Annotated in this window: 21 protein-coding genes and 2 tRNA genes; 10 read left to right on the top strand and 13 right to left on the bottom strand. The window is 32.2% G+C overall.

Annotated elements, in window-relative coordinates; all coding sequences use genetic code 11:
• The first annotated feature begins 154 nt into the window (after positions 1-154).
• Complete coding sequence (gene rho / locus B3792_RS04090) at positions 155-1792, top strand: transcription termination factor Rho (RefSeq protein WP_115001683.1); 1638 nt, start codon at positions 155-157, stop codon at positions 1790-1792.
• 123 nt (positions 1793-1915) lie between these two features.
• On the opposite strand, the gene B3792_RS04085 is transcribed toward rho, so the two are convergent.
• From B3792_RS04085 to B3792_RS04070, 4 genes are all read right to left on the bottom strand, one after another.
• Positions 1916-1999: transfer RNA gene (locus B3792_RS04085), tRNA-Leu, on the bottom strand.
• 24 nt (positions 2000-2023) lie between these two features.
• Positions 2024-2096 (bottom strand) — tRNA-Gly (locus tag B3792_RS04080).
• 169 nt (positions 2097-2265) lie between these two features.
• Positions 2266-2745: a DNA-deoxyinosine glycosylase gene (locus B3792_RS04075; RefSeq protein ID WP_115001685.1), complete on the bottom strand. Its 480-nt coding sequence runs from the start codon at positions 2743-2745 to the stop codon at positions 2266-2268.
• Positions 2746-2819: 74 nt separating this feature from the next.
• Positions 2820-4736 (bottom strand): ABC-F family ATP-binding cassette domain-containing protein, encoded by a 1917-nt coding sequence (locus tag B3792_RS04070; protein WP_180905128.1) that lies wholly within the window; start codon positions 4734-4736, stop codon positions 2820-2822.
• Positions 4737-4843: 107 nt separating this feature from the next.
• On the opposite strand from B3792_RS04070, the gene B3792_RS04065 reads away from it, so the two are divergent.
• Together B3792_RS04065 and B3792_RS04060 are read left to right on the top strand one after the other, a co-directional pair.
• Positions 4844-5164: a hypothetical protein gene (locus B3792_RS04065; protein ID WP_115002126.1), complete on the top strand. Its 321-nt coding sequence runs from the start codon at positions 4844-4846 to the stop codon at positions 5162-5164.
• 18 nt (positions 5165-5182) lie between these two features.
• Entirely contained in the window at positions 5183-5404 is a 222-nt protein-coding gene (locus tag B3792_RS04060; RefSeq protein WP_115001689.1) for a hypothetical protein, read from the top strand.
• Between the two features lie 6 nt (positions 5405-5410).
• Here the strand turns inward: B3792_RS04060 and B3792_RS04055 are convergent, their stop codons facing one another.
• From B3792_RS04055 to B3792_RS04015, 9 genes are all read right to left on the bottom strand, one after another.
• A complete protein-coding gene (locus tag B3792_RS04055) occupies positions 5411-5872 on the bottom strand; it encodes a hypothetical protein (protein WP_115001691.1) in 462 nt (153 codons plus the stop codon).
• Between the two features lie 11 nt (positions 5873-5883).
• Positions 5884-6942: an NAD(P)/FAD-dependent oxidoreductase gene (locus tag B3792_RS04050; RefSeq protein WP_291047147.1), complete on the bottom strand. Its 1059-nt coding sequence runs from the start codon at positions 6940-6942 to the stop codon at positions 5884-5886.
• Between the two features lie 351 nt (positions 6943-7293).
• Complete coding sequence (gene gldN / locus B3792_RS04045) at positions 7294-8196, bottom strand: gliding motility protein GldN (protein ID WP_257468103.1); 903 nt, start codon at positions 8194-8196, stop codon at positions 7294-7296.
• 23 nt (positions 8197-8219) lie between these two features.
• A complete protein-coding gene (locus tag B3792_RS04040; protein WP_291068946.1) occupies positions 8220-9788 on the bottom strand; it encodes a GldM family protein in 1569 nt (522 codons plus the stop codon).
• Between the two features lie 49 nt (positions 9789-9837).
• Positions 9838-10509: a gliding motility protein GldL gene (gene gldL, locus B3792_RS04035; RefSeq protein WP_125349619.1), complete on the bottom strand. Its 672-nt coding sequence runs from the start codon at positions 10507-10509 to the stop codon at positions 9838-9840.
• A gap of 36 nt (positions 10510-10545) precedes the next feature.
• Positions 10546-11985: a gliding motility lipoprotein GldK gene (gene gldK, locus B3792_RS04030; RefSeq protein ID WP_185144160.1), complete on the bottom strand. Its 1440-nt coding sequence runs from the start codon at positions 11983-11985 to the stop codon at positions 10546-10548.
• 108 nt (positions 11986-12093) lie between these two features.
• On the bottom strand, positions 12094-13245 hold the full coding sequence (locus B3792_RS04025) for an arginase family protein (protein WP_291047148.1): 1152 nt from the start codon (positions 13243-13245) through the stop codon (positions 12094-12096).
• A 2-nt stretch (positions 13246-13247) separates the two neighbouring features.
• Positions 13248-15782: a type I DNA topoisomerase gene (gene topA / locus B3792_RS04020; RefSeq protein WP_125349621.1), complete on the bottom strand. Its 2535-nt coding sequence runs from the start codon at positions 15780-15782 to the stop codon at positions 13248-13250.
• Positions 15783-15867: 85 nt separating this feature from the next.
• Positions 15868-16662 (bottom strand): hypothetical protein, encoded by a 795-nt coding sequence (locus tag B3792_RS04015; RefSeq protein ID WP_125349622.1) that lies wholly within the window; start codon positions 16660-16662, stop codon positions 15868-15870.
• A gap of 122 nt (positions 16663-16784) precedes the next feature.
• Here B3792_RS04015 and miaB point away from each other — a divergent pair, with 122 nt between their 5' ends.
• The 7 genes from miaB to B3792_RS03980 all read left to right on the top strand — a co-directional run bounded on the left by miaB (position 16785) and on the right by B3792_RS03980 (position 24663).
• Positions 16785-18230 (top strand): tRNA (N6-isopentenyl adenosine(37)-C2)-methylthiotransferase MiaB, encoded by a 1446-nt coding sequence (miaB, locus tag B3792_RS04010; RefSeq protein ID WP_125349623.1) that lies wholly within the window; start codon positions 16785-16787, stop codon positions 18228-18230.
• A 219-nt stretch (positions 18231-18449) separates the two neighbouring features.
• Positions 18450-19721: a sigma-54 interaction domain-containing protein gene (locus tag B3792_RS04005; RefSeq protein WP_125349624.1), complete on the top strand. Its 1272-nt coding sequence runs from the start codon at positions 18450-18452 to the stop codon at positions 19719-19721.
• A 1-nt stretch (position 19722) separates the two neighbouring features.
• Entirely contained in the window at positions 19723-20232 is a 510-nt protein-coding gene (locus tag B3792_RS04000) for an LptE family protein (protein ID WP_125349625.1), read from the top strand.
• Between the two features lie 23 nt (positions 20233-20255).
• Positions 20256-21467 carry a tetratricopeptide repeat protein gene (locus tag B3792_RS03995; RefSeq protein ID WP_219034382.1) on the top strand — a complete coding sequence of 404 codons (1212 nt, stop codon included), beginning with the start codon at positions 20256-20258 and terminating at the stop codon, positions 21465-21467.
• A 4-nt stretch (positions 21468-21471) separates the two neighbouring features.
• A complete protein-coding gene (gene secG / locus B3792_RS03990; protein ID WP_038332909.1) occupies positions 21472-21822 on the top strand; it encodes a preprotein translocase subunit SecG in 351 nt (116 codons plus the stop codon).
• 91 nt (positions 21823-21913) lie between these two features.
• Entirely contained in the window at positions 21914-22339 is a 426-nt protein-coding gene (locus B3792_RS03985) for a hypothetical protein (RefSeq protein WP_125349627.1), read from the top strand.
• A gap of 2 nt (positions 22340-22341) precedes the next feature.
• Positions 22342-24663 (top strand): zinc-dependent metalloprotease, encoded by a 2322-nt coding sequence (locus tag B3792_RS03980; protein ID WP_125349628.1) that lies wholly within the window; start codon positions 22342-22344, stop codon positions 24661-24663.
• The last annotated feature ends 114 nt before the right edge of the window (positions 24664-24777 follow it).

Below are 24777 nucleotides of genomic sequence, written 5' to 3'. Positions count from 1 at the left end.
TGTAAAAAAACTTTTTGAGTTTTTATAATTATTCGTACTATTGCATTAATAAATCTCAAATTTATACGCTTTATAACAATTCTATTGTTATGATTCCCAATTACTTTATTGAATAAAAAAAATATAAACACATTAATACCTTCATTATAGGATTATGTTTGATATCGAAGAATTAAAATCATTCAAATTACCAGATTTACAACAAGTTGCAGAGCAACTGAAAATCGATGGGTATAAGAAATTAAAAAAAGGCGAATTGTTAGACGCAGTTTTAGGTTTTATCAACAGCCAACCAAAGGTTGAAGAAAAAGCTGAAACAAAACCTGCTAAAAAAGATAAAGCTGAAAATCTACCTACAGAAGATAAGAAACCGAAACGCAAACGAGTTCAAAATTCGGAAGGAGAAGTTCAACAAAAAGAGGCTGTTGCAGAAGAAGTAAAAACTGAAAAAGTTGAAAATACTTCTACCGAAACAGAAAAAAAGGAAGAAAATAATCCTCGCGTTAATAAATTTCAGGAACGAGCGAACAAAAGCCAAGATCTGAAAAAGAATAATCAAAATAATCAGAAGAAAAATAATCAATCTGATAATCGTAATCAAAACGATCAATCTCAACAAAATAATCACCACAATAATCAAAATCAAAAAAATAAATATCGCGCTGCGAATTATGAATTTGACGGAATTATTGAAACTGAAGGTGTTTTAGAGATTTTACCAGATAATAATTATGGTTTTTTACGTTCTTCTGATTTTAATTATTTGTCTTCGCCTGATGATGTGTATGTTTCTCAATCTCAAATTAGATTATTTGGATTAAAAACGGGAGATACAATTACAGGAGAGGTTCGTCCTCCAAAAGAAGGTGAAAAATATTTTCCTTTAATCAAAATTAAAGAAATCAACGGTCGTACGCCAGATTATGTACGTGATCGTATCGCTTTTGAGCATTTAACTCCACTTTTCCCTAACGAGAAATTCAATTTAAGTAATTCTAAATCTTTATCAAATCGCGTAATTGACTTATTTACACCAATAGGTAAAGGTCAACGTGGGATGATTGTGGCGCCACCAAAAACGGGTAAAACAACGTTATTGAAAGATATTGCGAATGGAATTGCGCAAAATCATCCAGAAGTTTATTTGATTGTTTTATTAATCGATGAGCGTCCGGAAGAGGTAACAGATATGAAACGTTCGGTAAACGGAGAGGTTATTGCATCTACGTTTGATGAGGAAGCAAATCGCCATGTAAAAGTTGCAAATATCGTTTTAGAGAAGGCAAAACGTATGGTAGAATGTGGACACGATGTTGTGATTCTTTTAGATTCTATTACGCGTTTGGCTCGTGCTTACAATACAGTTTCGCCAGCTTCTGGTAAAGTGTTATCGGGTGGTGTTGATGCAAATGCATTACACAAACCAAAACGTTTCTTTGGAGCTGCTCGTAACATCGAAAATGGAGGTTCTTTAACAATTATTGCAACTGCATTGATTGATACAGGTTCTAAAATGGATGAAGTTATTTTCGAAGAATTTAAAGGAACAGGTAATATGGAGTTACAATTGGATCGTAAGATTTCGAACAAACGTATTTTCCCTGCAATTGACTTAGTAAGTTCTTCTACGCGTAAAGACGATTTGTTATTAGACGACAAAACACAACAATTAATGTGGGTTCTTCGCAACCATTTATCGGATATGAATCCTGTAGAAGCGATGGAATTCTTACACGATCGTATCAAACATACACGCTCTAACGAAGAGTTTTTAATCTCAATGAATAAGTAATTTATTACAACTTATAATTTTAAAAACCATCTAAAGTTGTTTAGGTGGTTTTTTTTAAATCTATTTTATGAAAAAAATATATAACAAAAAAAGCTCAAGAAAATAAATTCTTGAGCTTTGTTGTACCTCAGGCGGGACTTGAACCCGCACGTCCTAATGGACACAGGATTTTAAGTCCTGCGTGTCTACCAATTCCACCACCAAGGCATCCACTTCTAAGAAAGAAGTTAGAGCGGGAAACGGGACTCGAACCCGCAACATTCAGCTTGGAAGGCTGACGCTCTACCAATTGAGCTATTCCCGCGATTGTGAGTGCAAATATAGAACAGCTTTTTTAATTACAAAACTTTTAGGAAACATTTTTTTCATAATTATTTTACATTAAAAGCTAAGTTTCTCATCATAATATTTTTAAGTACTAAAATAATTTTACTTTTTTTTGATTAAATTATTTTGAACATTAAAAATTCATCTTAAATAATTGCATTTTTCCAGATTTTAAGCAATCGTTCGTAAGAAAATTGAGCATTAGCTGGACTTGTACTTGGCAAAGAAATATACTCAATAGATGTTTTTTCATCAAAATATTTCCAAAATAATTGTTCTGATTTCTTTCCATTGAAAATTATTTTATCAATTGTAGGATATTCATTCAACAATTCATCAATCTGATTTGGCAAAACATTTTTCATATCCACATCCATGCTTCCCTTTCTGTCAGCAGAATGTGCAACATCCCAAAGCGCAAACTTATTCTGTAAAATAAGTTGTTTTCTTATTTCATAATCTTCTGAAAATTCTGTCTCAAAAATCTCAAACATCATTTTCCAAAATCGATTACGCGGATGTCCATAATATTGATTGACTTCTAACGATAAATCACCAGGTAAAGAGCCAAGAATTAATGTTTTTGGTAGTTCTGATATAATTGCAGCAAATGATTGTTTATGCATTTTGTTTTATTCTAAAAATATAATGTACAAAAAAAGTGCTACAGTTTGTAGCACTTTTTTTTCTATTTCTATCATTAGATAATTTGTTCAGAAACCTCCTCCCACTCTAACATTTTTTTGTCTAAATCATTTTTCAGATTCGAGTATTTATCTAATTCTTGTTGCGTTTGCGAACCTGCATGCAACTTATTTTCTAAATCGGCAATCTTCGTCTCTAAATCAGAAATCTCCGTTTCTATTCTTGACAATCTATTTTTAAGACGTTTTTGCTCTTTCTCTTCCTCAAAAGATAAAACTCTTTTCGCTTGTTCTATTTTAACCTCAATCGGTTTCTCTTCTTTTCGTGCAGCCAAACTATTTCCTTTCTCCACTTCACGGAAACTTCCCGCTTTTATTTGCGCCAAATAATCATCAATTCCAGAAAGATATTCTTTCACTTGACCATTACGGAAATCGAACACTTTATCTACTAAACCTTCTAAAAATTCACGGTCATGAGATACTAAAATCAAAGTTCCAGAATATTTTTGTAAAGCTTTTTTCAACAATTCTTTTGATACAATATCCAAGTGGTTCGTTGGCTCATCCATGATTAATACATTGAATGGACGTAACAATAATTTACACAACGCCAAACGATTTCGCTCACCTCCCGAAAGAACCGAAACTTTTTTCTCAACAGCATCACCACCAAACATAAATGCACCTAAATAATCGCGAACATGTTTACGTGTTTCTTCTGTTGCAGAATTTTCTGCTTCTTCTAAAACCGTTAATTTATCATTCAAAACATGTGCTTGATTTTGGGCAAAATATCCGATTTCTACATTATGTCCATGTTTTATTTTGCCTGAATGCTCTTGTTCGTTGATAATCGCACGCGATAAAGTCGTTTTTCCTTGACCATTTTGACCAACAAAAGCTACTTTTTCTCCTCGATTAACATAAAAAGAAACATGATCAAAAACTTGATGATCACCAAAAGCAACACCTACATCATCTAACTCGAAAATAATTTTACCTGGCTGAACAGCATCCACAAAACGGATATTCATTTTCGTTACATCATCATTTTCAATTTCGATGCGTTCTATTTTATCTAATTTTTTGATTAATGATTGCGCCATCGAAGCTTTATTAGCTTTTGCACGGAATTTTGAAATTAAATCTTCCGTGTGCTTAATCATTTGCTCTTGATTCTTCTGTGCTTGCTCTAATTTTTCGCGACGATCTTCACGCAATTCTAAATAACGCGTATAATTCGCTTTAAAATCAGAAATGTGGCGATTTGCAATTTCGATTGTACGATTAGTTACGTTATCCAAAAATTGACGGTCGTGCGAAACCAACACAACAGCTCCAGGATAATCTTTCAAGAAATCTTCTAACCAAACAATCGAATCGATATCCAAATGGTTGGTAGGCTCATCTAAAAGCATTACATCATGTTTTTGCAACAATAGTTTTGCCAATTCAATTCGCATTCTCCAACCTCCAGAAAATTCTTCTGTTGGGCGATGAAAATCTGAATTTTTGAATCCTAAACCAATTAAAATTTGTTCGATTTCAGCATCTTTTGTGTAACCACCTAAAAGTCCGAAACGTTCTGTTAAATGAGAAATATCTTCAATTAATTTTCCATATTCGTCCGATTCGTAATCTGTTCTTTCAGCTAATTCTTTGTTTACAAAATCAATACGTTCTTGAATTTCAACCAATTGCTCAAAAGCAGAATCCGCTTCTTGCCAAACCGTTCTTCCTTGTACAAAATCAATATCTTGCGATAAATATCCGATTGTAACGTCGCCTTCGTAAACAACTTCACCTTCTGAAGATTGCTGACTTTTGGCTAAAATTTTAAGCAAAGTAGATTTTCCTGCTCCATTTTTCCCTACCAAACCAACACGGTTTCCTTTGTTGATGCGGAACGAAACGTTTTCGAATAAATATCTACCCGCAAAATAAACTCCTAAATTTTGTACTAATAACATTTTGCAAAAATACAATGTTTTTTGTTAGATGAAAACTTATCTCAAAACTATAAGTAGTATATTGTGAAAGTGTTTTAAAAATAACAATCACCTTTCAATTAATGATTATGAGTAAAATTATTATTGTTCCTATTAATAAAGAAGCTGAATTAAAATTAGATTATGATACAGCTTCTCCAAACGAATTAATCGAAATTAGGTTAAATGAATCAGAATTTAATATTTTATGGAAGAAAGGTGTTTTTGATTTAATTAATCAAACTTGTAATTCAATAATTGACGATTATGAAGACGAAAAAATTAATAATTTAGTTTTAATTGAAAACACTTATAATCAATTGAAGAAAACATATCCTGAATGTGAAAATATTATTAATATATTTCATAAAGCATTAGAACTTAAAACAAGTATTCATTTCTATTTTTAACAATATTTAAAATCACTTATGAAGATAATATTTGATGGCTGGAATGAAGGATTTCAAAAAGTCACTTTAACACATCTACAAATTGACTTACTAAAAATATCATTAAAAGTTGCTAAAAGTAATGTTGACAAATTATTAGATGGACATTCAATAACAATTGATGTTAACGATGAACAATTAGCTTTAACTTTTATAAAAGAAGCTAAAAATATTAATGCTAATTGTAGAATTTTGCATTGATTTTTTTTAAGGTTTTAAACGATAACTCAAAAAATACAATACAAAACTGATTAAAATCGAAAAAGTTGCTGGCACAAAATAAGCCAATGCGAGATTTTTGGTTGCAATAAAATTAATTGGAAGGTTCATTAATCTGAATTGAAAAACTAAAAAACACAATACTACTATAATTACAGACATTTTCCAATCGTAATTGCGTTTATGATTAATTACTGAACATAAAATATACGCCAAAACAATACCTACAAAACTCAAAATTGTTTTCATTGTAGCTAAATGTTTCAGTTTTTCGCTGATTCCGAATTCGTCACTTTTTCTAACCAAAAAGGCAAAATTATCTTTTCCCATTGAATGAATTAATTCAATCAAATCTAATTCAGCCAAGACGTAAAATTGTTGAATTCCTAAAAATAACAAAACGCTTGCTACAAGTTGAATTGCAAATATTTTTATGTCAAATTTTTTCATTCAAAATAGGTTTAAAATCGATCATAGAAACGTGCAATGTTCGCTTCTTTGTCAATTAGTTGATTATTTTCTAAAAAATCGTACAAATCATCCACCATCACAGGCGCTAACATTGTCCCACGCGTTCCCATTCCATTTAGACAAATCAATTGTTGATGCGTTGGATGCGCTCCTATAATTGGACGACGATCCACAACCGTTGGACGAATTGACGCATGTTGTTCCACAACTTCAAAATCATCTTTAAAAAAATTCTGAACACCTTCAACCAAATATTGTTTTGCATCCTCAGTATTTTCATAATTCACATGATCACGATCGTAAGTTGCGCCTACAAAATATTGATTATTTTCTAAAGGCATCAAAAATTCTTTTCCTTTCACAACTGCTTCAGGTAAATTAGCTTCTGTTTTAATTCTCAACACTTCGCCTTTTACACCAATTATAGGTAAATTTTTGAAATAAGGATTGTTCAAAATATTATAACCTTCGGCAAAAATTATTTTAGTTGCTTCGATTTTTTTATAGCTCGTTTGATTATCCTCTAATTTTAATTCATTAAAATCAAAAGTTTCATCAAGAAACAAATCATTTTTGACTAAATAATTTTTAAAATCAGCCAAAAGATTTGTCAAATCAACACGGCCTGTATGCAAAACTTCGCCAGAACCTATCGGAGAATTTATTGAAGAAAAATCATTCAATTGTTCTGTATCAGTTGCTAAATAATCAATCAAATCTGGATGAGTTGTCGCTTTTTTCAACCACGTTTTTTTCTCTTGTTCGTCATTAAAAATTCTATAAACTGGAAAATTGTAGATATATTTTTTGTTTAATAATTGTTCGAAATCACCAAAAACTTCGCGCAATCTTTCAATTTGTTTTGTCGCATTCCAAACAATTGAAATACGTTTTAGCACAACAGGATTAAAAATTCCAGCAGCAATCGCCGATGCTTTGTGAAAATGATTATCAATCACCACAAAAGATTTCTTTTCCTGCAACAATTTCATCGCCATACAACTCCCTGCAACACCTTGACCAACGATGATATATTCTACTTTTTTCAATTTCTAAAATTTGCTTACAAAGGTATCTATTTTAGATTTTAAGGATTAACTAAATTCTGAAAAAAAACATTGTAGAAAAATTAAACTATTTTTTCTCCTTCAAAAGTATTTAGAGCATTAATATAGATATTCTCTACAAAGTCTCTTAAGGTGATTCTTTTTTCGCTTTCGTCTAATTTAGTTGTTGATTTTTTAATAGAATTAGAAAGAGTTTTTGCTTGTCCAAAACTATTAATTGAAACAAATAGTGTTGTAGTAAAATAATACTTTTCATCATTATGTTTTTAATCGACCTAATTTAAATAAAAAAAACTCCAATCAAATGATTGGAGTTTTTTTATTGTATTCTGATTAGTAATTCCACATATCAGCTTCTGACTGAATAATAGAATTTCTAATTTTATGATGTTCTTCTAATTGACCTTTCGCATCATTTGGAATGTAATCATCAATCATTTTCGTTCCATACATTGTTTGAGCTTTATAAATAACAGAACTAAATCTGCGTGCATTTAACATCTCATCGTATGTAATTGCCGAATTTGAATTACTTGGATTAAATACTGTTGCATTCACCAAAACATTACGAGCATCAGGATACCAAATCCAAAATAAATCTACGTAAGCTCCGTCAGCAAATTCTGTTCCTAACGATTGCGCATCAGGCCCCATAATTGCTAAACCTAACAAACGATATTTTAATTCTCCTAAACGACGGTCGATATACCAAAGACCTTTCGTTTTTACCATTTTGATATCGTCAGATTTAATTTTATAATTAAAAATAGCAGCTTCGTCAGGAGTTTCTCCAGCAGCTTTCATATCGTAGTAATACTGCTGTGTATCTTTCTTCTCATTACGAGCCATAATTTGCTCATAACTCATTTTAGTTTGAAAGTACTCATCATCGTAAACTTCTCTAATCTTTTTGCTACGAACTCCGTCAACCAATACATCGTATAATGATTTAGAATTTTGCACTAACTCATCACCAGATCTATAATAAGGTTGATTTAGACGCTCATTCAAATCAATTACTTCCCATACAACTTTCGACCATAAAACATCTTTATCTTCGATAAAACCATATTTCATAGGATCTTGAGCCGTACTTACTGTATCTCCAGCTTCATCAACTCTTGTTTTATTTTCGCGGTCTTTTCTTAACTGTTCTGGCGAAACAGCGTTAAGAACATTTTGCGCCATTGTAAGAGTTGAGAAAAAACTCATTAAACCAAACAAAAGATACTTCATATTTTAAATTTTTACTTTTTAAATTATTGTACTTGAATTGCGATAGATGATGCTTCTCCAGTTGCTCCTGAATTTGTACGATATTTAATATCGAAAACACCAATAATATCACCTTTTTTCGCTTTCGAAATAACTCCAGCTGCTCCTGACATTTTATTTCCAGAAACACGAGCCGTTGCCTGACCAGGAACTTTAACATTGAAAGATGTTACTTCACCTGAAATTGGGAATAAGAAATCTGGCCAATCTACACGAATTGTTTGCGCTGCAATTCCATTATCTGGAATAGCTGGACTTGTATTTCCTAAAATAACACCACGTGCTGGTGGAACTGGTTTGATACGGAATGTTTCACGAACTGATAATGTTTTACCAGAACTTGCTCTTGCAGATGCCGTAAACACCACTTCGTTTCCTCCTCCAGGCGTATAATTCCATTTGTTAGCTCCCGCTCCAGAAGGACTTCCAGAAGAAGCACTTAAACTAACAGGTCCGTTTGCACCGTTAATTGTTGCTGAAATTGGATTAGATACTCCACGATAAACTACACGTAAATTATCTGCAACAATAGAACCTCCTGTTGGATCTTTTTCAATAATCTCAGCAGCTTTTTTATCTAATGTTTGTGCAACAACTTGATAAGTTGAAGGTGCTATGGCTACCGTTTTCGTTTTTCCATTCGATACGTATGTAATGTTACCTGTTAATTGATGCATACCAACTGCAGATGTATTCAGCTTAATAGATGCTTTACCATCAACAACAGTAGCAGAACCAACACTTGTAGAAACAGAACCTTTGATTGAATTATCGTAAGCTCCTAAAACTACATTAAGAACAGCTTCATCTCCGACTTTAACAACACCTGGAGATAAGAATAAACCTTGGAAAGCATCCAATTCGATTTTTTCTTCTAATTTACCAGATAATAATGCTCTCACTAAGTTACCTTCTTCTGTACGAGCATCCATTTGCATTTTCGATAAATTCGTTAAAGAAGCAACCATTGGTTGATCATAGAATTTTTCTTGAATCCAACTTTGTTTCTTCGATTTTGGAGTTGTTCCAAAAAATTCGTTGATACGAGCTTCCGCATTTTTAGCATCAGGACTTTGTTTTGCAAAAGTCATTAAGAAATTTCTGAAACCATCAATTTTGTTTGTAAACTCTTGTGCTTTCTCATTTCCTTTGTCACCTCCTTTTCCTTTAAAGAATAAAGATACAACAGGCTCTGTATTAGACAATGCATTGTAATCTGTATCTTCTGCTCCAGAAACAAAATCTGCACCAGCTAATTCTTTTTTCAATCCATCGATATAAGCAACAAAATCATTTGTTTGCTTTTTAACTTCTGCAGCCTCAGCTTGAGTTTTTGCATAAGTTGGATCATCCTTCGCTTTTAGATCAATTTGACCATAGAAGGTATCGTTATTTGTTTTCGTTAAAGTCGTTGTTGACTCTAAAGAAGTATTTATCGTTTCGAAAGATCTCAACACCTCACGATCCACGTTCAAAGCCATCATTGCAATGAACACGAGATACATCAGGTTGATCATCTTCTGACGTCCGGTTAGTCTACCACCTCCTGCCATAATAATTTATAGAATTAATGAATAATTAGTTTAATTTATCGTACAATGATTAGTTGTTTTTCATTGCAGAAAGCATACCTCCGTATACTTTGTTTAATGCATTAATGTTAGCAGAAAGCTCTTGCATTTCTTTCAAGAATTGCTCTGAACTACCTGAAGATTTTTGCATTTCTTCGATAAATTGTTTATTTAATTCTACTTGTTTTTGGCTATTTACAATTTGCTCAGCATATACAGCATTTAATTGGCTGATATTAGTTGATGCTTTTGCAATTTCGTTGCTATATTGTTCTGTTGAGGCAACAGCTGATGTTGTTGTGTTTAATTCATTAACAGCTGAACCAAATTTATCTAAAGAACCACGTAATCTTTCGAAAACTTCTTTGTCTAATTTTGCATCTGCTAATACTTTGTCTAACTCAGCAGTTAAGTTGTTTCCTGCAGTTGCAACAGCCGCAGTTTTTCTTTGTACTGGCTCTCCGTTTAATAATTCTGGATAAGCTTTTTCCCATTCATAGCTTCCTTGAGGTTTATCGAAGAATGCTGAATAAAAGAAAACGAATGCTTCAGCTACTAATCCAATTGTTAAGATTAAATTGGCTGATATTGGTCCTAAATTCGTGTGAGTAATTTTACATAATGCCCCGATAATTACTACTGCGGCAAAGAAATTATACAAAAAATTTGTAAGACGTTCTTGTTTTGAAGCTTGTACTGCCATAAGAGTGCTTTTTATTAAATTGTTTTATTAATTAGGTTATTTGGTTTTTCTAAAATTTACTTTTGATCCTTCTGGGAATGATTGAACTGTACGGAATCCGATGAAACTTCTTGCAGAATCTTTGTGTTCCCAATCTCTTGCTGAAGTCATTAATAAATATCCAACATCTTTCCAAGATCCTCCTCTTACACTTCTATTTACTTCTCCAGACATTGTAATTGACGGATTAAGTGATGAAGACATTGTATAAGATGATCTGTTATACGGAGAACTTGTCCATTCAGCTACGTTACCAGCCATGTCATAAAGACCATATCCATTCGCACGGAATGTTTTTATAGGAGCCGTATACATGTAACCAGTTTTCTTGCCATCGTTGATTTCTAAATAATCTCCACGTTTTGGTTTGAAGTTCGCTAGATAACAACCTCTATCATCTGTTAAATAAGGACCTCCCCAAGGATAAGGTGCATTTTCTAAACCACCTTTCGCTGCGTATTCCCACTCAATTTCTGTTGGTAAACGGTAACTAATAACTTTTACTTGACTTCCTCTTTTCTTTTTATTATTCAATGCTGTGTTATGATATCTTGTGCGGAAATCACAAAAAGCTGTTGCTTGATTCCAGTTAACACCTACAACAGGATAATTTGCATAAGCTTTATGCCAAAAATAGTCTTGGTGCATTGGATCATTGTACGAATAGTTGAAATCTCTTACCCAAACTGTTGTATCAGGATAAATGTTTAAACTAAATTCTTTACGAAAATCTACACGGAAAGTACCACGTTTTTTTGCTGCAGCAGTTTGATCAACTGTCACATAAGAATAGTTTAATTTACGCGTATCAATACGTCTTTCTCCATTCATACGCTCTTCTGGAGGATAATATAATCCTTCCATAACCTCAGCATAATCTACATCTGGATATTTGTATTTATCCCACTCCAAACGCTGTTTCCAATTTAATTTCTTACCATCTAAAGATTGACCATCACGACCTGTATTACTGTTTTTAATATATTCATCATATGGCGTCCCTTGTCCATCTTGTGAACCAGAAATATATGCATAATCACCAATACCTCCTGCTCCATTATTTGGATTCATAGGGTCAAAACCTAAAGTTTCTGCCTTGTTTGCCAAAGCAGTACGAGCGATAGAATCTTTTACATAATTTACAAAATACTGATACTCAGAGTTTGTAATCTCTGTATCATCCATAAAGAAACCTGTAACAGTAACCGTTTTTACTGGAGCATCATTTGTTTTTGTAAAATCGTAATCGGTTTGTCCTAAAACAAACGATCCACTCGGAATCGGAACCATTCCTTTTGGACGAACTGGCGTCCAAGCCGAAGATGTTTTCGAAACTATTTGTCCATCATTTCTATCACTACTCCCTCTGTTCTTCAACATTTTACATGATGATAAAGAAAGAGATAGCAACAATGCACTTACCAAAATTCTATTCATTCTGTTATAGATTTATTTTTATACAGGTTTTATACTTTTAGTTCTCAATTAATAAGGCTACAAATTAAGGCAATTTATTAATTGATTTTTAAAATTGTTCTTTATTTTTTAATAAAATTTTTTGAAATATTTCCACCACCTATTCGGTATTTCTCCATTCAAGGCTTGCTCATAATCTTTTTCTGAACACGGAATAATTTCAAATTTTCGCTCTCCATCAACAGTGTTATCAACTTCTATCCACAATTGATTGGTTAATACATTTCGGTAAAAAATATAATTGTATCCTTCTGTAGGAACAAAAATTTTTTCAAAATATTGTGTATCGTCAAAACTTTTTATCTCTGGACGGTGATTTTTTCCATCAATAAAATACCAAATCATCTGCGAAATTAATAGATGATCTAATTTTTTATAATTCTCGATATAATCACAAACGTAAAGTGAAGTCAATTTATTGCTGAAACCTAAATATCTTGTTAACGCACAAATTTCTCGTGAAGTAAATCCATTTGGCGTCATATTTTTTGAAGAAGAGAAATCCGAACCTTGTAAACTCGATAAATTAAGCAAAGCCGCATTTGCATCTCTCGAATAAGGTTCTATTTCTTTTACATTTTCAGAAATCACACCCAAACGAACAGCATCAAAATTTAACTGATCTAACAAATCTAATTTTTCTTGAGCAACAAAATACGTTTGAAAACCGATATTCGTATAATCCAATAAATTGAAAGGCTCATTCGAAATAATTTTTGTTAAATAATTATTTTCTGTTGTTTGTGCTTCATCTTTTCCTAATCGTAATTTATGATCGATTGTTAAGTAATAAACTTTATCAACAATTTCGTCATAAGCACGATATTGTTGATAACCTAAACTTGGGTTTCCACCCAAAATAACAACAACATATCCATCACGAATTAATCCGTTGGTAACTTCTCTAAAAACTTTTTCGGTTTCGGCTTTATCATCATAATAAACAACATCGCCAAAATCGTACAAATCTATCGACCAATTTCCCATTTGCAATTCGTACAATTGTGTACGAACAAGGCTAAAATCTACATCTTCGATCAAATCTTTTTGTTTCGAACGAGATTCTGTCACACCAATAATCGCAATTTTATCGTTCGATTTTTCATCGCTTTCGATAACATCTTCGCGAAATTTTATAGCTTGTCCTAACGCAAAAGAATTACAAGATTTAGCAAAATCTTGTAATTCTTCAGAAACGGGTTTTAAAAAGTCGTTGTACATTATTACTTTTTAGTCGTTGTTTTTTTAGTTGTCGTTTTCTTCGCAGTTGTCTTTTTTGCAGGCGCTTTTTTAGTCACTGCTTTCTTTTTAGGTTTCGCAGCTTCTATTAATTTTTCAACCTCAGCCAAAGTCAACGCTTCTGGATTCGTCTCTTTCGATAACTCAACTTTTATTTTTCCTTGAATCAAATTATAACGTCCCCAACGCGCTTTCTCTAATCGAATTTCCTGTTCTGACCATTCGCGAACAACACGTTCAGATTCTTTACGTTTTTTATCTTCAATCAATTCGATAATATCAGCTTGAGATAAATGATCGAAATCGTATTTTTTCGGAACATTAATAAACCATTCATTCCATTTGATAAATGGTCCAAAACGTCCTTTTCCTTTTGTTACATCATACCCTTCGTATTGTGCAATCGGTGCATCAGCTTTTAATTTTTCTTCGATTAATTCTACTGCACGATCAAATGATAAATCCATTGGATCTTCCTCTTTCGGAATCGAAATATATTTATCATCAAATTTCACATAAGGTCCAAAACGTCCAATATTCACTTCTACTTCGTGCGCTTTATACTCACCTAAAGTTTTTGGTAATTCGAACAATTTCATTGCCTCTTCTAAGGTAATATTATGAATAGATTGATGTTTTTGAAGACTTGCAAAGCGAGGTTTTTCTTCATCTTCTGCTTCACCAATCTGAATCATTGGCCCAAAACGTCCAATACGTGCATGCACTTTTTTACCCGATACAGGATCAATTCCTAATTCGCGTTCTCCAGTTGCACGATCAGCATTTTCTTGAACATCTTCTACAACATGATGAAATTTCGTATAAAATTCATCAATCATTTTTGTCCAATTCAATTTACCTTCCGCAATATCATCAAAACTATTTTCGACACGCGCTGTAAAATCGTAATCCATCACATTCGTAAAATAATCAACCAAGAAATCATTTACCACAATTCCGATATCAGTTGGCATTAATTTGCGACGATCAGCTCCAAAAATTTCTTTTTGTTGAACTTTTTTGATTTGATTATCGATTAGCGTTAAGGTATTATATTTTCGTTCTTGACCATCCAATTCCCCAACTTCCACATAGCCTCTATTCTGGATTGTAGAAATCGTTGGCGCATAAGTTGATGGACGACCAATTCCTAATTCTTCTAATTTTTTTACCAAAGATGCTTCTGTATAACGAGCCGAAGGACGAGAAAAACGTTCAGTACCGTTTATTTCATCTGCTTTCAATTGCTCATTTACTTTTACACTTGGTAATAATACTTTATCATCATCAGCATCTTCGTCGTCAAACGATTCTTGATATACTTTTAAGAAACCATCAAACACAATTACTTCTCCTTTCGCTTGGAAAATAAAGTTGTTTTTGTTGTTATCAATATCAATAATAGTTCGTTCCAATTCTGCATTTGCCATTTGAGAAGCAACTGTACGTTTCCAAATTAATTCGTACAATTTTCGCATAGAATCGTCTGCATTTATTGAATGATTTTCGAAATGCGTTGGACGAATCGCTTCGTGCGCTTCTTGTGCAGATGAATTTTTGTTTTTATATTTTCTTATCTCAACATATTTGTTTCCGTAAGCAGATTCTATCTCAGCTTTTACTGCTGTTAATGCATCATCAGACAAATTCACACTATCTGTTCTCATATATGTGATATGTCCAGATTCGTATAATTGTTGTGCGACACGCATCGTTCTTGAAACTGAAAAACCTAATTTACGAGATGCTTCTTGTTGCAAAGTTGATGTTGTAAATGGTGCTGAAGGTGTACGCTTTGCTGGTTTCTTTTGTAAATCATTTACTTTAAAATCTGCTCCAACACATGTTTCTAAGAAATCTTCGGCTTCTTTTAACGTAGAAAATTCTTTTGTTAAAACTGCTTTTAATGTTCTTCCCTCATTTGTTTCGAAAATTGCAATGAATTTATATGACGAAACTGGAACAAAATTTTGAATTTCTTTTTCACGTTCAACAATTAATCGAACAGAAACTGATTGAACACGACCTGCAGATAAGCCTGGTTTGATTTTTTTCCATAAAATTGGCGACATTTCGAAACCAACTAATCTGTCCAAAACACGACGAGCTTGTTGTGCATCAACCAAATTCTCATCAATTTGACGTGGATTTTCTACCGCACGTTGAATCGCTTTTTTTGTAATTTCATTAAAAACAATACGTTTTGTATCTTTCTTTTCTAATCCAAGAACGTGATACAAATGCCAAGAAATTGCTTCTCCTTCGCGGTCCTCATCGGATGCTAACCAAATTGTTTGGGCTTTCGAAGACAATTTTTTCAGTTTACTTACAACCTCCTTTTTATCAGGTGTTACTTCGTATATTGGCTTATAATGATTCTCGATTTCGATTCCCATTCCTTTCTTTGGTAAATCGACCACGTGACCAAAACTTGATTCCACGATAAAATCATCACCTAAAAAACCTTGAATGGTTTTAGCTTTTGCTGGGGACTCAACAATAACGAGATTTTTAGACATATTGTTTTCTTAAAAAATTTCTGCAAAATTAATAACAAAAAAATGAAGCAGCCAAAAATGATTTTCAACTGCTTCATAATTTTGTCTATTTCATGTAAGGATTATCCTTGTAAATATCTGTTCCTATTTGGTCTATTTCTGATTGTTCATTGTCTTCTGTTCCTATAACTGTTTCATATAAAACATATGTAGCAATATAAATTAGAGGCATTGCTACTAATAATCCAACTCCACAAGCAAGTACGCCTAAAATTGCAACTCCAAAACAAGCCAAACAAAAAACAAATGCTGATCCGAAGTTTTTAAATAAAATACTTACACTTGATTTTATAGCTTCCGTTGTAGTAAAACTTGTAAACAATACAAAAGGAATTGCTAGTATTGATGTAACATAGAAAATAAATCCAGGTACAATACATAATAAAATACCTATGAATCCTAAAAATTGAACAGCTAAATATGTTGTAAAAATCACACCAAATTTTCCATCTTTATAATGAACAAACAAATCTGAAAAATCAGGATTTTGATGTTTATTAAATTTTTTAGCCATTGTCAAAATACTTACTGTAATCGGTGCTAAAGCTGCTGCAACTACAATACTAACAATATTACTCACCCACGCTAAAGGAGATGATGCTTCTGCAAACACTTCATTTAAATCAGATGGATCATTAATAACCATAGTTGGTGCTGAAATGATTAATCCTAAGAAGAAATTAATCATGAAACTAATTGCGAATGTTATTACAATTGCAAGAATTGCATATAAAGCGATTCCTGAAAAAATTTCCCATGATTTTGAAAAAATATCGCCAACGTTTATATTTACTCCTCGTTGTTTAATTTCTTCTATTCTTTGTCTAATTCTATCATCCATAGTTTTATATTTTTTTAGATTTCCTCAAATCTACAAAATGTTAATAAAATGCAAAAGAAAATTTTACTGCCAATATGTCACATAGATTTATTATTTTTGCACGATAAAATATCCATTTTAGAATGCATACAGAAGAAAAACATATAGATGAAGCAAGACAAGGAGAGGCTTTGATGACTGCTCCTACTCGTAATGCAACAAAGAAATTATTCTTAGAAAGTTACGGATGTCAAATGAATTTCTCGGATAGTGAAATTGTTGCATCTATTCTAAATAACGAAGGTTATCAAACCACTCAAAAAGTTGACGAAGCAGATTTAATTCTTTTAAACACTTGTTCTATTCGTGAAAAAGCGGAACAAACAGTTCGTAAACGTTTAGGAACTTTAAACGCAATCAAAAAACAAAATCCAAGTCTTAAAATTGGAGTTTTAGGTTGTATGGCGGAACGTTTGAAACATAAATTCTTAGAAGAAGAACATTTAGTAGATATCGTTGTAGGACCAGATGCTTACCGCGATTTACCAAACTTAATCAACGATGTAGAAGATGGTCGTGATGCGGTAAACGTACAATTATCAAAAGAAGAAACATATGCCGAAATTTCTCCTGTTCGTTTAGGTGGAAATGGCGTTACAGCCTTTGTTACGATTACTCGTGGCTGTGATAACATGTGTACATTCTGTGTTGTTCCTTTTACGCGTGGTCGTGAGCGTTCTCGTGATCCTCACTCAATCTTGAATGAATGTAAAGAATTAGCAGAATCTGGTTACAAAGAAATTACACTTTTAGGTCAAAATGTCGATTCATATTTATGGTATGGTGGAGGACCAAAAAAAGATTTCAAAAATGCAACTGATATTCAGAAAGCGACTGCTGTAGATTTTGCTCAATTATTAGACATGGTTGCTACGCAGTTTCCTAACATTCGTTTACGTTTTTCAACCTCTAATCCACAAGATATGGAAGAAGGCGTATTGCAAATGATGGCGAAACACAAAAATATTTGTAAATACATTCACTTACCTGTTCAATCGGGTTCTACTACTGTCTTAGCACGTATGAATCGTCAACATACTCGTGAAGAATATTTCGAATTGATTGATAAAATTCGACGTATCGTTCCAGATTGTGCTTTATCTCACGATATGATTGCAGGTTTCTGTGGCGAAACAGAAGAAGAACATCAAGATACATTATCGTTAATGGAATATGTGAAATATGATTTCGGTTATATGTTCGCTTATTCTGAGCGTCCAGGAACGCCAGCGCACAAAAAAATGCCTGATGATGTTTTACCAGAAGATAAAAAACGTCGTTTACAAGAAATCATCGAAATGCAACAAAAACACTCTGCAGAGCGTATGAATAGTTATGTTGGAAAAACTCATGAAGTTTTGATTGAAGGAAACTCTAAACGTGACGAAAATTTCTGGTACGGACGTAATACACAAAACGCGGTTTTAGTTTTCCCTAAAGTAGAAGGAACTAAAATAGGAGATTTTGTAAACGTAAAAGCAAATAGCTGTACAACGGCTACTTTGATTGGTGAAATGATAGAAGGATAAACAATCAATCCGTCAATTGTATACTAAAAATAAAATTCGTCAATTCGAGTGATTTTTATAAATGAAATGATTAAAAATTGTATCGAGAATAGAATTTTAATAGTTTAAAACCTTTTTCTCGATACAAAATTCTAAAGAATTTTACTCGAAATGACGGTTTTAATAAGACAATAATTGAAATTTGATAGATCATTTTTCAAAAACCTAAAAAATAAAAAAATGGATTCTTTACAAACTATCAAACAACGTTTTGGAATCATTGGAAATAATATAGCCTTGAATCGTGCTTTAGAAAAGGCGATTCAGGTTGCACCTACAGACATTTCTGTTCTTGTTATCGGAGAAAGTGGTGTAGGTAAAGAATTTATTCCGAAAATTATTCACAATCAATCTGCACGCAAACACAACAATTATATTGCAGTGAACTGTGGTGCGATTCCAGAAGGAACAATCGATTCTGAATTATTTGGACACGAAAAAGGTGCTTTTACAGGCGCTACACAAACACGTAAAGGTTATTTTGAAGTAGCAGATGGTGGAACTATTTTCTTAGATGAAGTTGGTGAATTGCCTTTAGCTACACAAGTGCGTTTATTGCGTATTTTAGAGTCGGGTGAATTTATGAAAGTTGGTTCTTCGGAACTTCAAAAAACAAATGTTCGTGTTGTTGCTGCAACGAATGTAAAATTGAAAGAAGCTGTTGAAAAAGGTAAATTTCGTGAAGATTTATATTATCGATTAAATACAGTTCAAATTGATATTCCTGCTTTGCGCGAGCGTAAGGAAGATATTAATTTATTGTTCCGAAAATTTGCTTCAGATTTTGCAAATAAATACAGAATGCCGCATATTGAGCTTTCTCCAGAAGCCCAAAATTATATTGCGAATTATCCTTGGCCGGGAAATGTGCGTCAATTAAGAAATTTTGCTGAACAAGTTTCTGTTGTGGAAAAAGACCGTGTGATTTCGTTAGAAAAAATCATGGAATTATTACCCAATAATTCAACAATGTTGACGGTAACAAATAAATCGAAAGATGGAAGTTCTTCTGATTTTATGGAACGTGAATTATTGTTCAAAGTTTTATTGGACATGAAAAAAGATTTGAACGATTTACGTGCTTTAACATTAGATTTAATCAAACACAAAGATGTTGAAGATTTTAATGGCAATACACAAGAATTGATTCAGCGCGTTTATCAAGATCAAAACGAACCAGAAGAAGATTTTGTGCCAAGTCAATATAATTTGGTTCCAACGAAATCTGCTCCAATTACACCAAATTATCAACAATCGCAATACGATTATTCGAACGATGTATATGATGTAAGTCCAATCGAAGAACCAGAATCTCTTTCGTTGCAAGATAATGAAAAGGAAATGATAAAATTGGCGTTGGAAAAACACAAAGGAAAACGTAAAATGGCGGCTGACGAATTGGGAATTTCTGAGCGAACATTGTACCGAAAAATCAAACAATATCATTTGTAATATGAACAAAATAAAACTATTCGTCCTTAGTATTTTTGCTATTTTTAGTTTAACAGGATGTATAAAATATTCACTTTCGGGAGCAGCAATTCAACCAGATTGGAACACAATTTATGTGGCAACTTTTCCGAATTACGCACCTCAACAAAATCCTACTTTGAGTCAAGATTTAACGATTGCGATTCAAGATATTTTTAGAAGTAGAACGAAGTTAAAGTTAAATTCGAATGAAAATTCTGACTTAATTATCGAAGGTGAAATTACGGGATACGATGTTGTTCCAGAAGCAATTCAATCAAATGATATTGCGGCAAAAAACCGTTTGACGATTTATGTAAAAGTTCGATACATCAACAATAAAGACGAATCAAAAAGTTATGACAGAACATTTTCTGCTTTCCAATTATATGACGGAAATGCAATGTTAAGCGCTGTAGAATCGTCAATTGTTCCTTTAATTATTGATGATATTCGCGACCAAGTTTTTGCGTCTATTGCGATGGATTGGTAAAAAAATAACCTTATATTTGAGCAATGACCAGAATTGAATATTTAGTAGCACATCCGTACGAAGTTGAGAAATCGGACATTCCACTTCTTAAAAAAGAGGTAGAAAAATATCCGTATTTCTACACATTGCGCGCTTTATTACTTTATGGTTTAAAAAAGGAAAATCATCCTTCTTTTGAGGATTATTTGAACAAAACTTCAATTCACAGTAGCAATCGTGTCGATTTGTATCATTACATCAATTCAGAACCAATTCAAAAAGAAATTCAAACAAAAACTGAAACTATTTCTCCTGAAATGGAAGAAGAAATAATGGAAGAATTAGTTGAAAACGAAATTATTTCTGAACCAATTTTAGAAAATTCTACTTCTGAAATCATCGAAAACAATAACGAAACAGTTGAAGTTATTGATGAAATCATTGAAGAAAAAGAAGAAGAATTAAACCAAGAAATTGAAGTTGTTTCTGAAACTAATTCAGAAGAAATCAATGAAGATATTGTAGACGAAATGATCGAAAATGATACAGAAGAATCTGAATTGAGAACAGATCATGTTGTTGATATTATTTCGGATGAAGAATTGAACGAAGTTGCTGAAATCACGAATAAAGTTGTGGTAGAAAATAATTCGAAAGAAGAAAATTTAACTTCTGAGAATGATATCGAAAATGCTGTTCAACAAACTTCTGGAATTGAAATTATTGAATCTGAACCTCAGCAGGTAATTGAAACAATTGAAGATAATCAGGAAGAAGAAATTATAGAAGGATTGTCTGAAAATGCGGAGGTAATTGAAGAATCTGAACCTGAAACGATTGAAGAAAAAGTAGAAATCATTGAAAATAATTCGGATGATTCGACGTTCTCTTTTTCGGATTGGTTGAAGAAAGTTCCTTCTCAATCAAAAACTCAACAAGAGATTGAGGAAGAGCAAGAAATTGCAGAAAGAGAAATAAAATATAAGTTGATTGATGACTTTTTGGAAAAAAATCCGAAAATCGTTCCGATGAAAAAAACGGATATTACACCAGTTAACACACCATCAAATTTCGTTCAGAATACGGAAGAATATTCGGATTTGATGACCGAAACTTTGGCTCAAATTTATATTGAGCAAAAAAAATATGATAAGGCAATTAAAGCTTATAAGATATTAATTTTGAAATATCCAGAAAAAAATAGTTTATTTGCAAATCGAATTAAAGAAATTGAAAATTTAAAAAACTCTAAATAATAAAATGGGACTATTTCAGTTTTTCATGATTATTATCATGATTTTATGTGTATTATTAGTACTAATCGTATTATCTCAAAACCCTAAAGGAGGAGGATTATCTTCTACTTTCGGAGGTGGCGGAGGAAGCCAAATGTTTGGAGTTCAAAGAACGAATAAATTCTTAGACAACACAACTTGGGGATTATTTATCGCTGTAATCGTATTGATTATTGGAGCAAGTGCTTCGCATGAAAATCCAAATGCGATAAAACCAATTAAGCCAAATGTTACGGCACCAGCTAATAATTTACCAACGCAACCTGCTGCAAACGGAGCAAGTCAAAATCAATTACCAGCTCAACCAGCGAAGTAATTTTGATAAGAAAATATACAAGCCTCACAAATTGTGAGGCTTTTTTTGTTGATTGATTAATATTATCTTTAAATTTATCAAAACCTAAATTATGAAAACATTCGTTTCATTTATAACCATCTTACTTACTTTTATAAGCTGTGTTGGTCAAAAAGTATATCAGAAAATTCCAAAAGAAAATTATCAATTACTCACAACTTTTTCTGCGCAATATGAATTATCAGGAACACATTTCTTCAAAAATGAAACTGAATTAAACAACATGTATGCCACATTACCAAAAGATTACAATAAATCATTACCTCGTTTCGTTATTGATTATGAACAAAATCAAATAATTTTGATTCCTCAAAAACATATTAATTCATATAATATTGATTCTATTACTGGTAATGAAAAGATTTATAATTTACATTTAACACCTATAAAAGGAATTAATCAAACACAAGATTCTTCAAATTTATTGATGATGATTGTACCTAAATCTGTAGAGAAGATTTTAGTAAAAACTAAATAAAAATGGAAAAATATACATCTAAATATTTACTTATTTGTCTTGCATTTAGCACAAACTTATTTGCTCAACAAAACTTTTGGAAAACTACCAATGCGAAAGGAAATATTTCTAAAGAGCAATTAAATCCAAGAGCACATATACCAACTAAATCGGTTAAATTAGACTTAGCTTATGATAATTTGGTGAACTATTTAAACAATACGAATCAACAAAATTTTTTATTAAAATTTCCAACTGAGAACGGAAAGTTTAATACATATCGTATTGTAGAAACCTCAAATTTATCTCCTGAATTACAAACTAAATACCCAGATATAAAATCTTTTTCTGGATACAATACAAATGATTTGACAGAGAAAATCAATTTTAGTTTATCTCCTCAATTTGGTTTGTATGGTTTAGTTTCAAACGGCAATAAAACAGTGTTAATAGACGCTTACACCAAAAATAAAGCGTCATATATTGTGTATGATAAAAAAGATTTAGTTAATACAAATTCTTTCAAATGTGCTACAGAACCTTCTGAAAGTGCTCTTGGGATAGATAATTTGAATTTTGAAACTATTAAACAATCTTCTCGAACAGCAACTCAAAATGGAAGTTTAAGAAAATTTAGATTAGCCATTACAACAACGACTGAGTATTCAGATTTTGTAATCAAACAAGCTAATTTATCATCTGGTACAGAAGCTCAAAAGAAAGCGTCAATATTAGCTGCAGTCAATTTATCACTCACACGAATTAATGGCGTTTTAAAAAATGATGTTGGTGTTTTTTTAGAATTAATTCCAAATACTGATCAATTATTTTTTATTGATTCTGATTCTTTCCAAGACCCTAATATTAATTCTAATTCTGCAGCAAATTACAATCTTGAGGAAAATATTACTGTTACAAATAATGTTATTGGAGTTGCTAACTACGATATTGGTCATTTATTTTTTCAAGTGAATGATGATAATAATTCAAATGGATTAGCCAATACGCCAGCAGTTTGTAATGATAGAGCAAAAGCAGGAGGAGTGACTGGTACAATAGTTCCTATTGGGGATGCTTTTGATATTGATTATACTGCCCACGAAATTGGTCATCAATTAGGTGCCTACCATACACAAAACAACAATTGTAATCGTACACTTAACAGTTCTGTTGAACCTGGAAGTGGTTCTACAATTATGGCTTACACTGGTATCTGTTCACCAAACGTACAAAATCAAAGTGATGCATATTTCCATACAAAAAGTTTAGAAGAAATGGCAAAAGTGCTAAATTATGTGAATTGTGGACAATTCGTTACAACAACTAATGCTGCACCTATTATAGCTTCTAACTTGAAAACAAAATATAACATTCCAATTTCAACTGCATTTGCTTTAGAAACATTAGCCACTGACTCAAATAATGATCAATTAACATATTCTTGGGAGCAGATGAATCCTGAAGTTTCTGAAACTTCTATTAAATCACTTCCTCCTATTTCCTCTAATTCTCAAGGCCCAAATTTCAGATCATTCTCTCCACAAAAAGTTGGAATTCGCTATTTTCCTCGTTTAGAAAAAATTATTTCAAATGAATTAGTATTTCAAACAAATCTATATCTGTCAAACGTTTCAAATTACGATAAAAACAATTGGGAAGTCATTCCTTCAGTTCCTCGTACAATGAATTTCTCTGTAACAGTTCGTGACAATAATTCTGAAGTTGGATTAACCGCTCGACAAAATGTTCAGTTAAACTTTCTAAATTTTGGTCCATTCAAAGTGACTTCACAATCAATTGCAGAAAATTGGAAACAAGATAACACTGCTACAATTACTTGGAATGTTGCAGGAACTGATGCAAACGGTATTGACACACAAAATGTAAAAATTTTATTATCGGTTGATGGAGGAAAAACATTTGATTATGTTTTAGCTGAATCAGTTCCGAACAACGGTTCTTATACATTCACAGTTCCTGCAGGATTAGGAATTACTAATAAAGCGAGAATTATGATTAAAGCTATTGATAACGTTTTCTTAGCTGTTAACTCTACTGATTTTTCTATAGAAAGTTCTTTAACTACAAATGATATAAAAGGAAAAGATTTAGGTACGATTTCTCCAAATCCTTCAAATGGAATAATCAATTTAGATTTTACAAACTCATTTACAACAGGTAAAATTACGGTGACAGATTTAGCAGGAAGAACAGTTTACTCAAACAAATTGAATTCTTCGAAATCTCAACAAGTTAATTTATCTAGTTTATCAAATGGTGTTTACATTGTTTCGATTGAAGCAGGTAACGAACAATTCACGAAAAAAGTGATTATCAAAAAATAATTATTCATAAAAATCACTTTAAATGCCAAGTTGTCATACAACTTGGCATTTTTGTTTTAAGGAGTGAAATTAACTTATCCATAATGGCAGAAATTGTGTGTTGGCACGTTTTTC

The sequence above is a fragment of the Empedobacter sp. UBA5924 genome, from assembly GCF_002431085.1.
GTDB lineage: Bacteria > Bacteroidota > Bacteroidia > Flavobacteriales > Weeksellaceae > Empedobacter > Empedobacter falsenii_B.
Note: the sequence above shows the minus strand (reverse complement) of the source record. Positions and strands in the feature narration are given on the sequence as shown.

Coding starts and splice junctions, on each gene's coding strand:
- gldL (WP_125349619.1), bottom strand. CDS start 10,509: ATGGCAGTACAAGCTTCAAAACAAGAACGTCTTACAAATTTTTTGTAT.
- B3792_RS03995 (WP_219034382.1), top strand. CDS start 20,256: ATGACCAGAATTGAATATTTAGTAGCACATCCGTACGAAGTTGAGAAA.
- topA (WP_125349621.1), bottom strand. CDS start 15,782: ATGTCTAAAAATCTCGTTATTGTTGAGTCCCCAGCAAAAGCTAAAACC.
- B3792_RS03980 (WP_125349628.1), top strand. CDS start 22,342: ATGGAAAAATATACATCTAAATATTTACTTATTTGTCTTGCATTTAGC.
- B3792_RS04055 (WP_115001691.1), bottom strand. CDS start 5,872: ATGAAAAAATTTGACATAAAAATATTTGCAATTCAACTTGTAGCAAGC.
- B3792_RS04060 (WP_115001689.1), top strand. CDS start 5,183: ATGAAGATAATATTTGATGGCTGGAATGAAGGATTTCAAAAAGTCACT.
- gldN (WP_257468103.1), bottom strand. CDS start 8,196: ATGAAGTATCTTTTGTTTGGTTTAATGAGTTTTTTCTCAACTCTTACA.
- B3792_RS04025 (WP_291047148.1), bottom strand. CDS start 13,245: ATGTACAACGACTTTTTAAAACCCGTTTCTGAAGAATTACAAGATTTT.
- B3792_RS03985 (WP_125349627.1), top strand. CDS start 21,914: ATGAAAACATTCGTTTCATTTATAACCATCTTACTTACTTTTATAAGC.
- gldK (WP_185144160.1), bottom strand. CDS start 11,985: ATGAATAGAATTTTGGTAAGTGCATTGTTGCTATCTCTTTCTTTATCA.
- B3792_RS04000 (WP_125349625.1), top strand. CDS start 19,723: ATGAACAAAATAAAACTATTCGTCCTTAGTATTTTTGCTATTTTTAGT.
- miaB (WP_125349623.1), top strand. CDS start 16,785: ATGCATACAGAAGAAAAACATATAGATGAAGCAAGACAAGGAGAGGCT.
- rho (WP_115001683.1), top strand. CDS start 155: ATGTTTGATATCGAAGAATTAAAATCATTCAAATTACCAGATTTACAA.
- B3792_RS04040 (WP_291068946.1), bottom strand. CDS start 9,788: ATGGCAGGAGGTGGTAGACTAACCGGACGTCAGAAGATGATCAACCTG.
- secG (WP_038332909.1), top strand. CDS start 21,472: ATGGGACTATTTCAGTTTTTCATGATTATTATCATGATTTTATGTGTA.
- B3792_RS04065 (WP_115002126.1), top strand. CDS start 4,844: ATGAGTAAAATTATTATTGTTCCTATTAATAAAGAAGCTGAATTAAAA.
- B3792_RS04005 (WP_125349624.1), top strand. CDS start 18,450: ATGGATTCTTTACAAACTATCAAACAACGTTTTGGAATCATTGGAAAT.
- B3792_RS04075 (WP_115001685.1), bottom strand. CDS start 2,745: ATGCATAAACAATCATTTGCTGCAATTATATCAGAACTACCAAAAACA.
- B3792_RS04015 (WP_125349622.1), bottom strand. CDS start 16,662: ATGGATGATAGAATTAGACAAAGAATAGAAGAAATTAAACAACGAGGA.
- B3792_RS04070 (WP_180905128.1), bottom strand. CDS start 4,736: ATGTTATTAGTACAAAATTTAGGAGTTTATTTTGCGGGTAGATATTTA.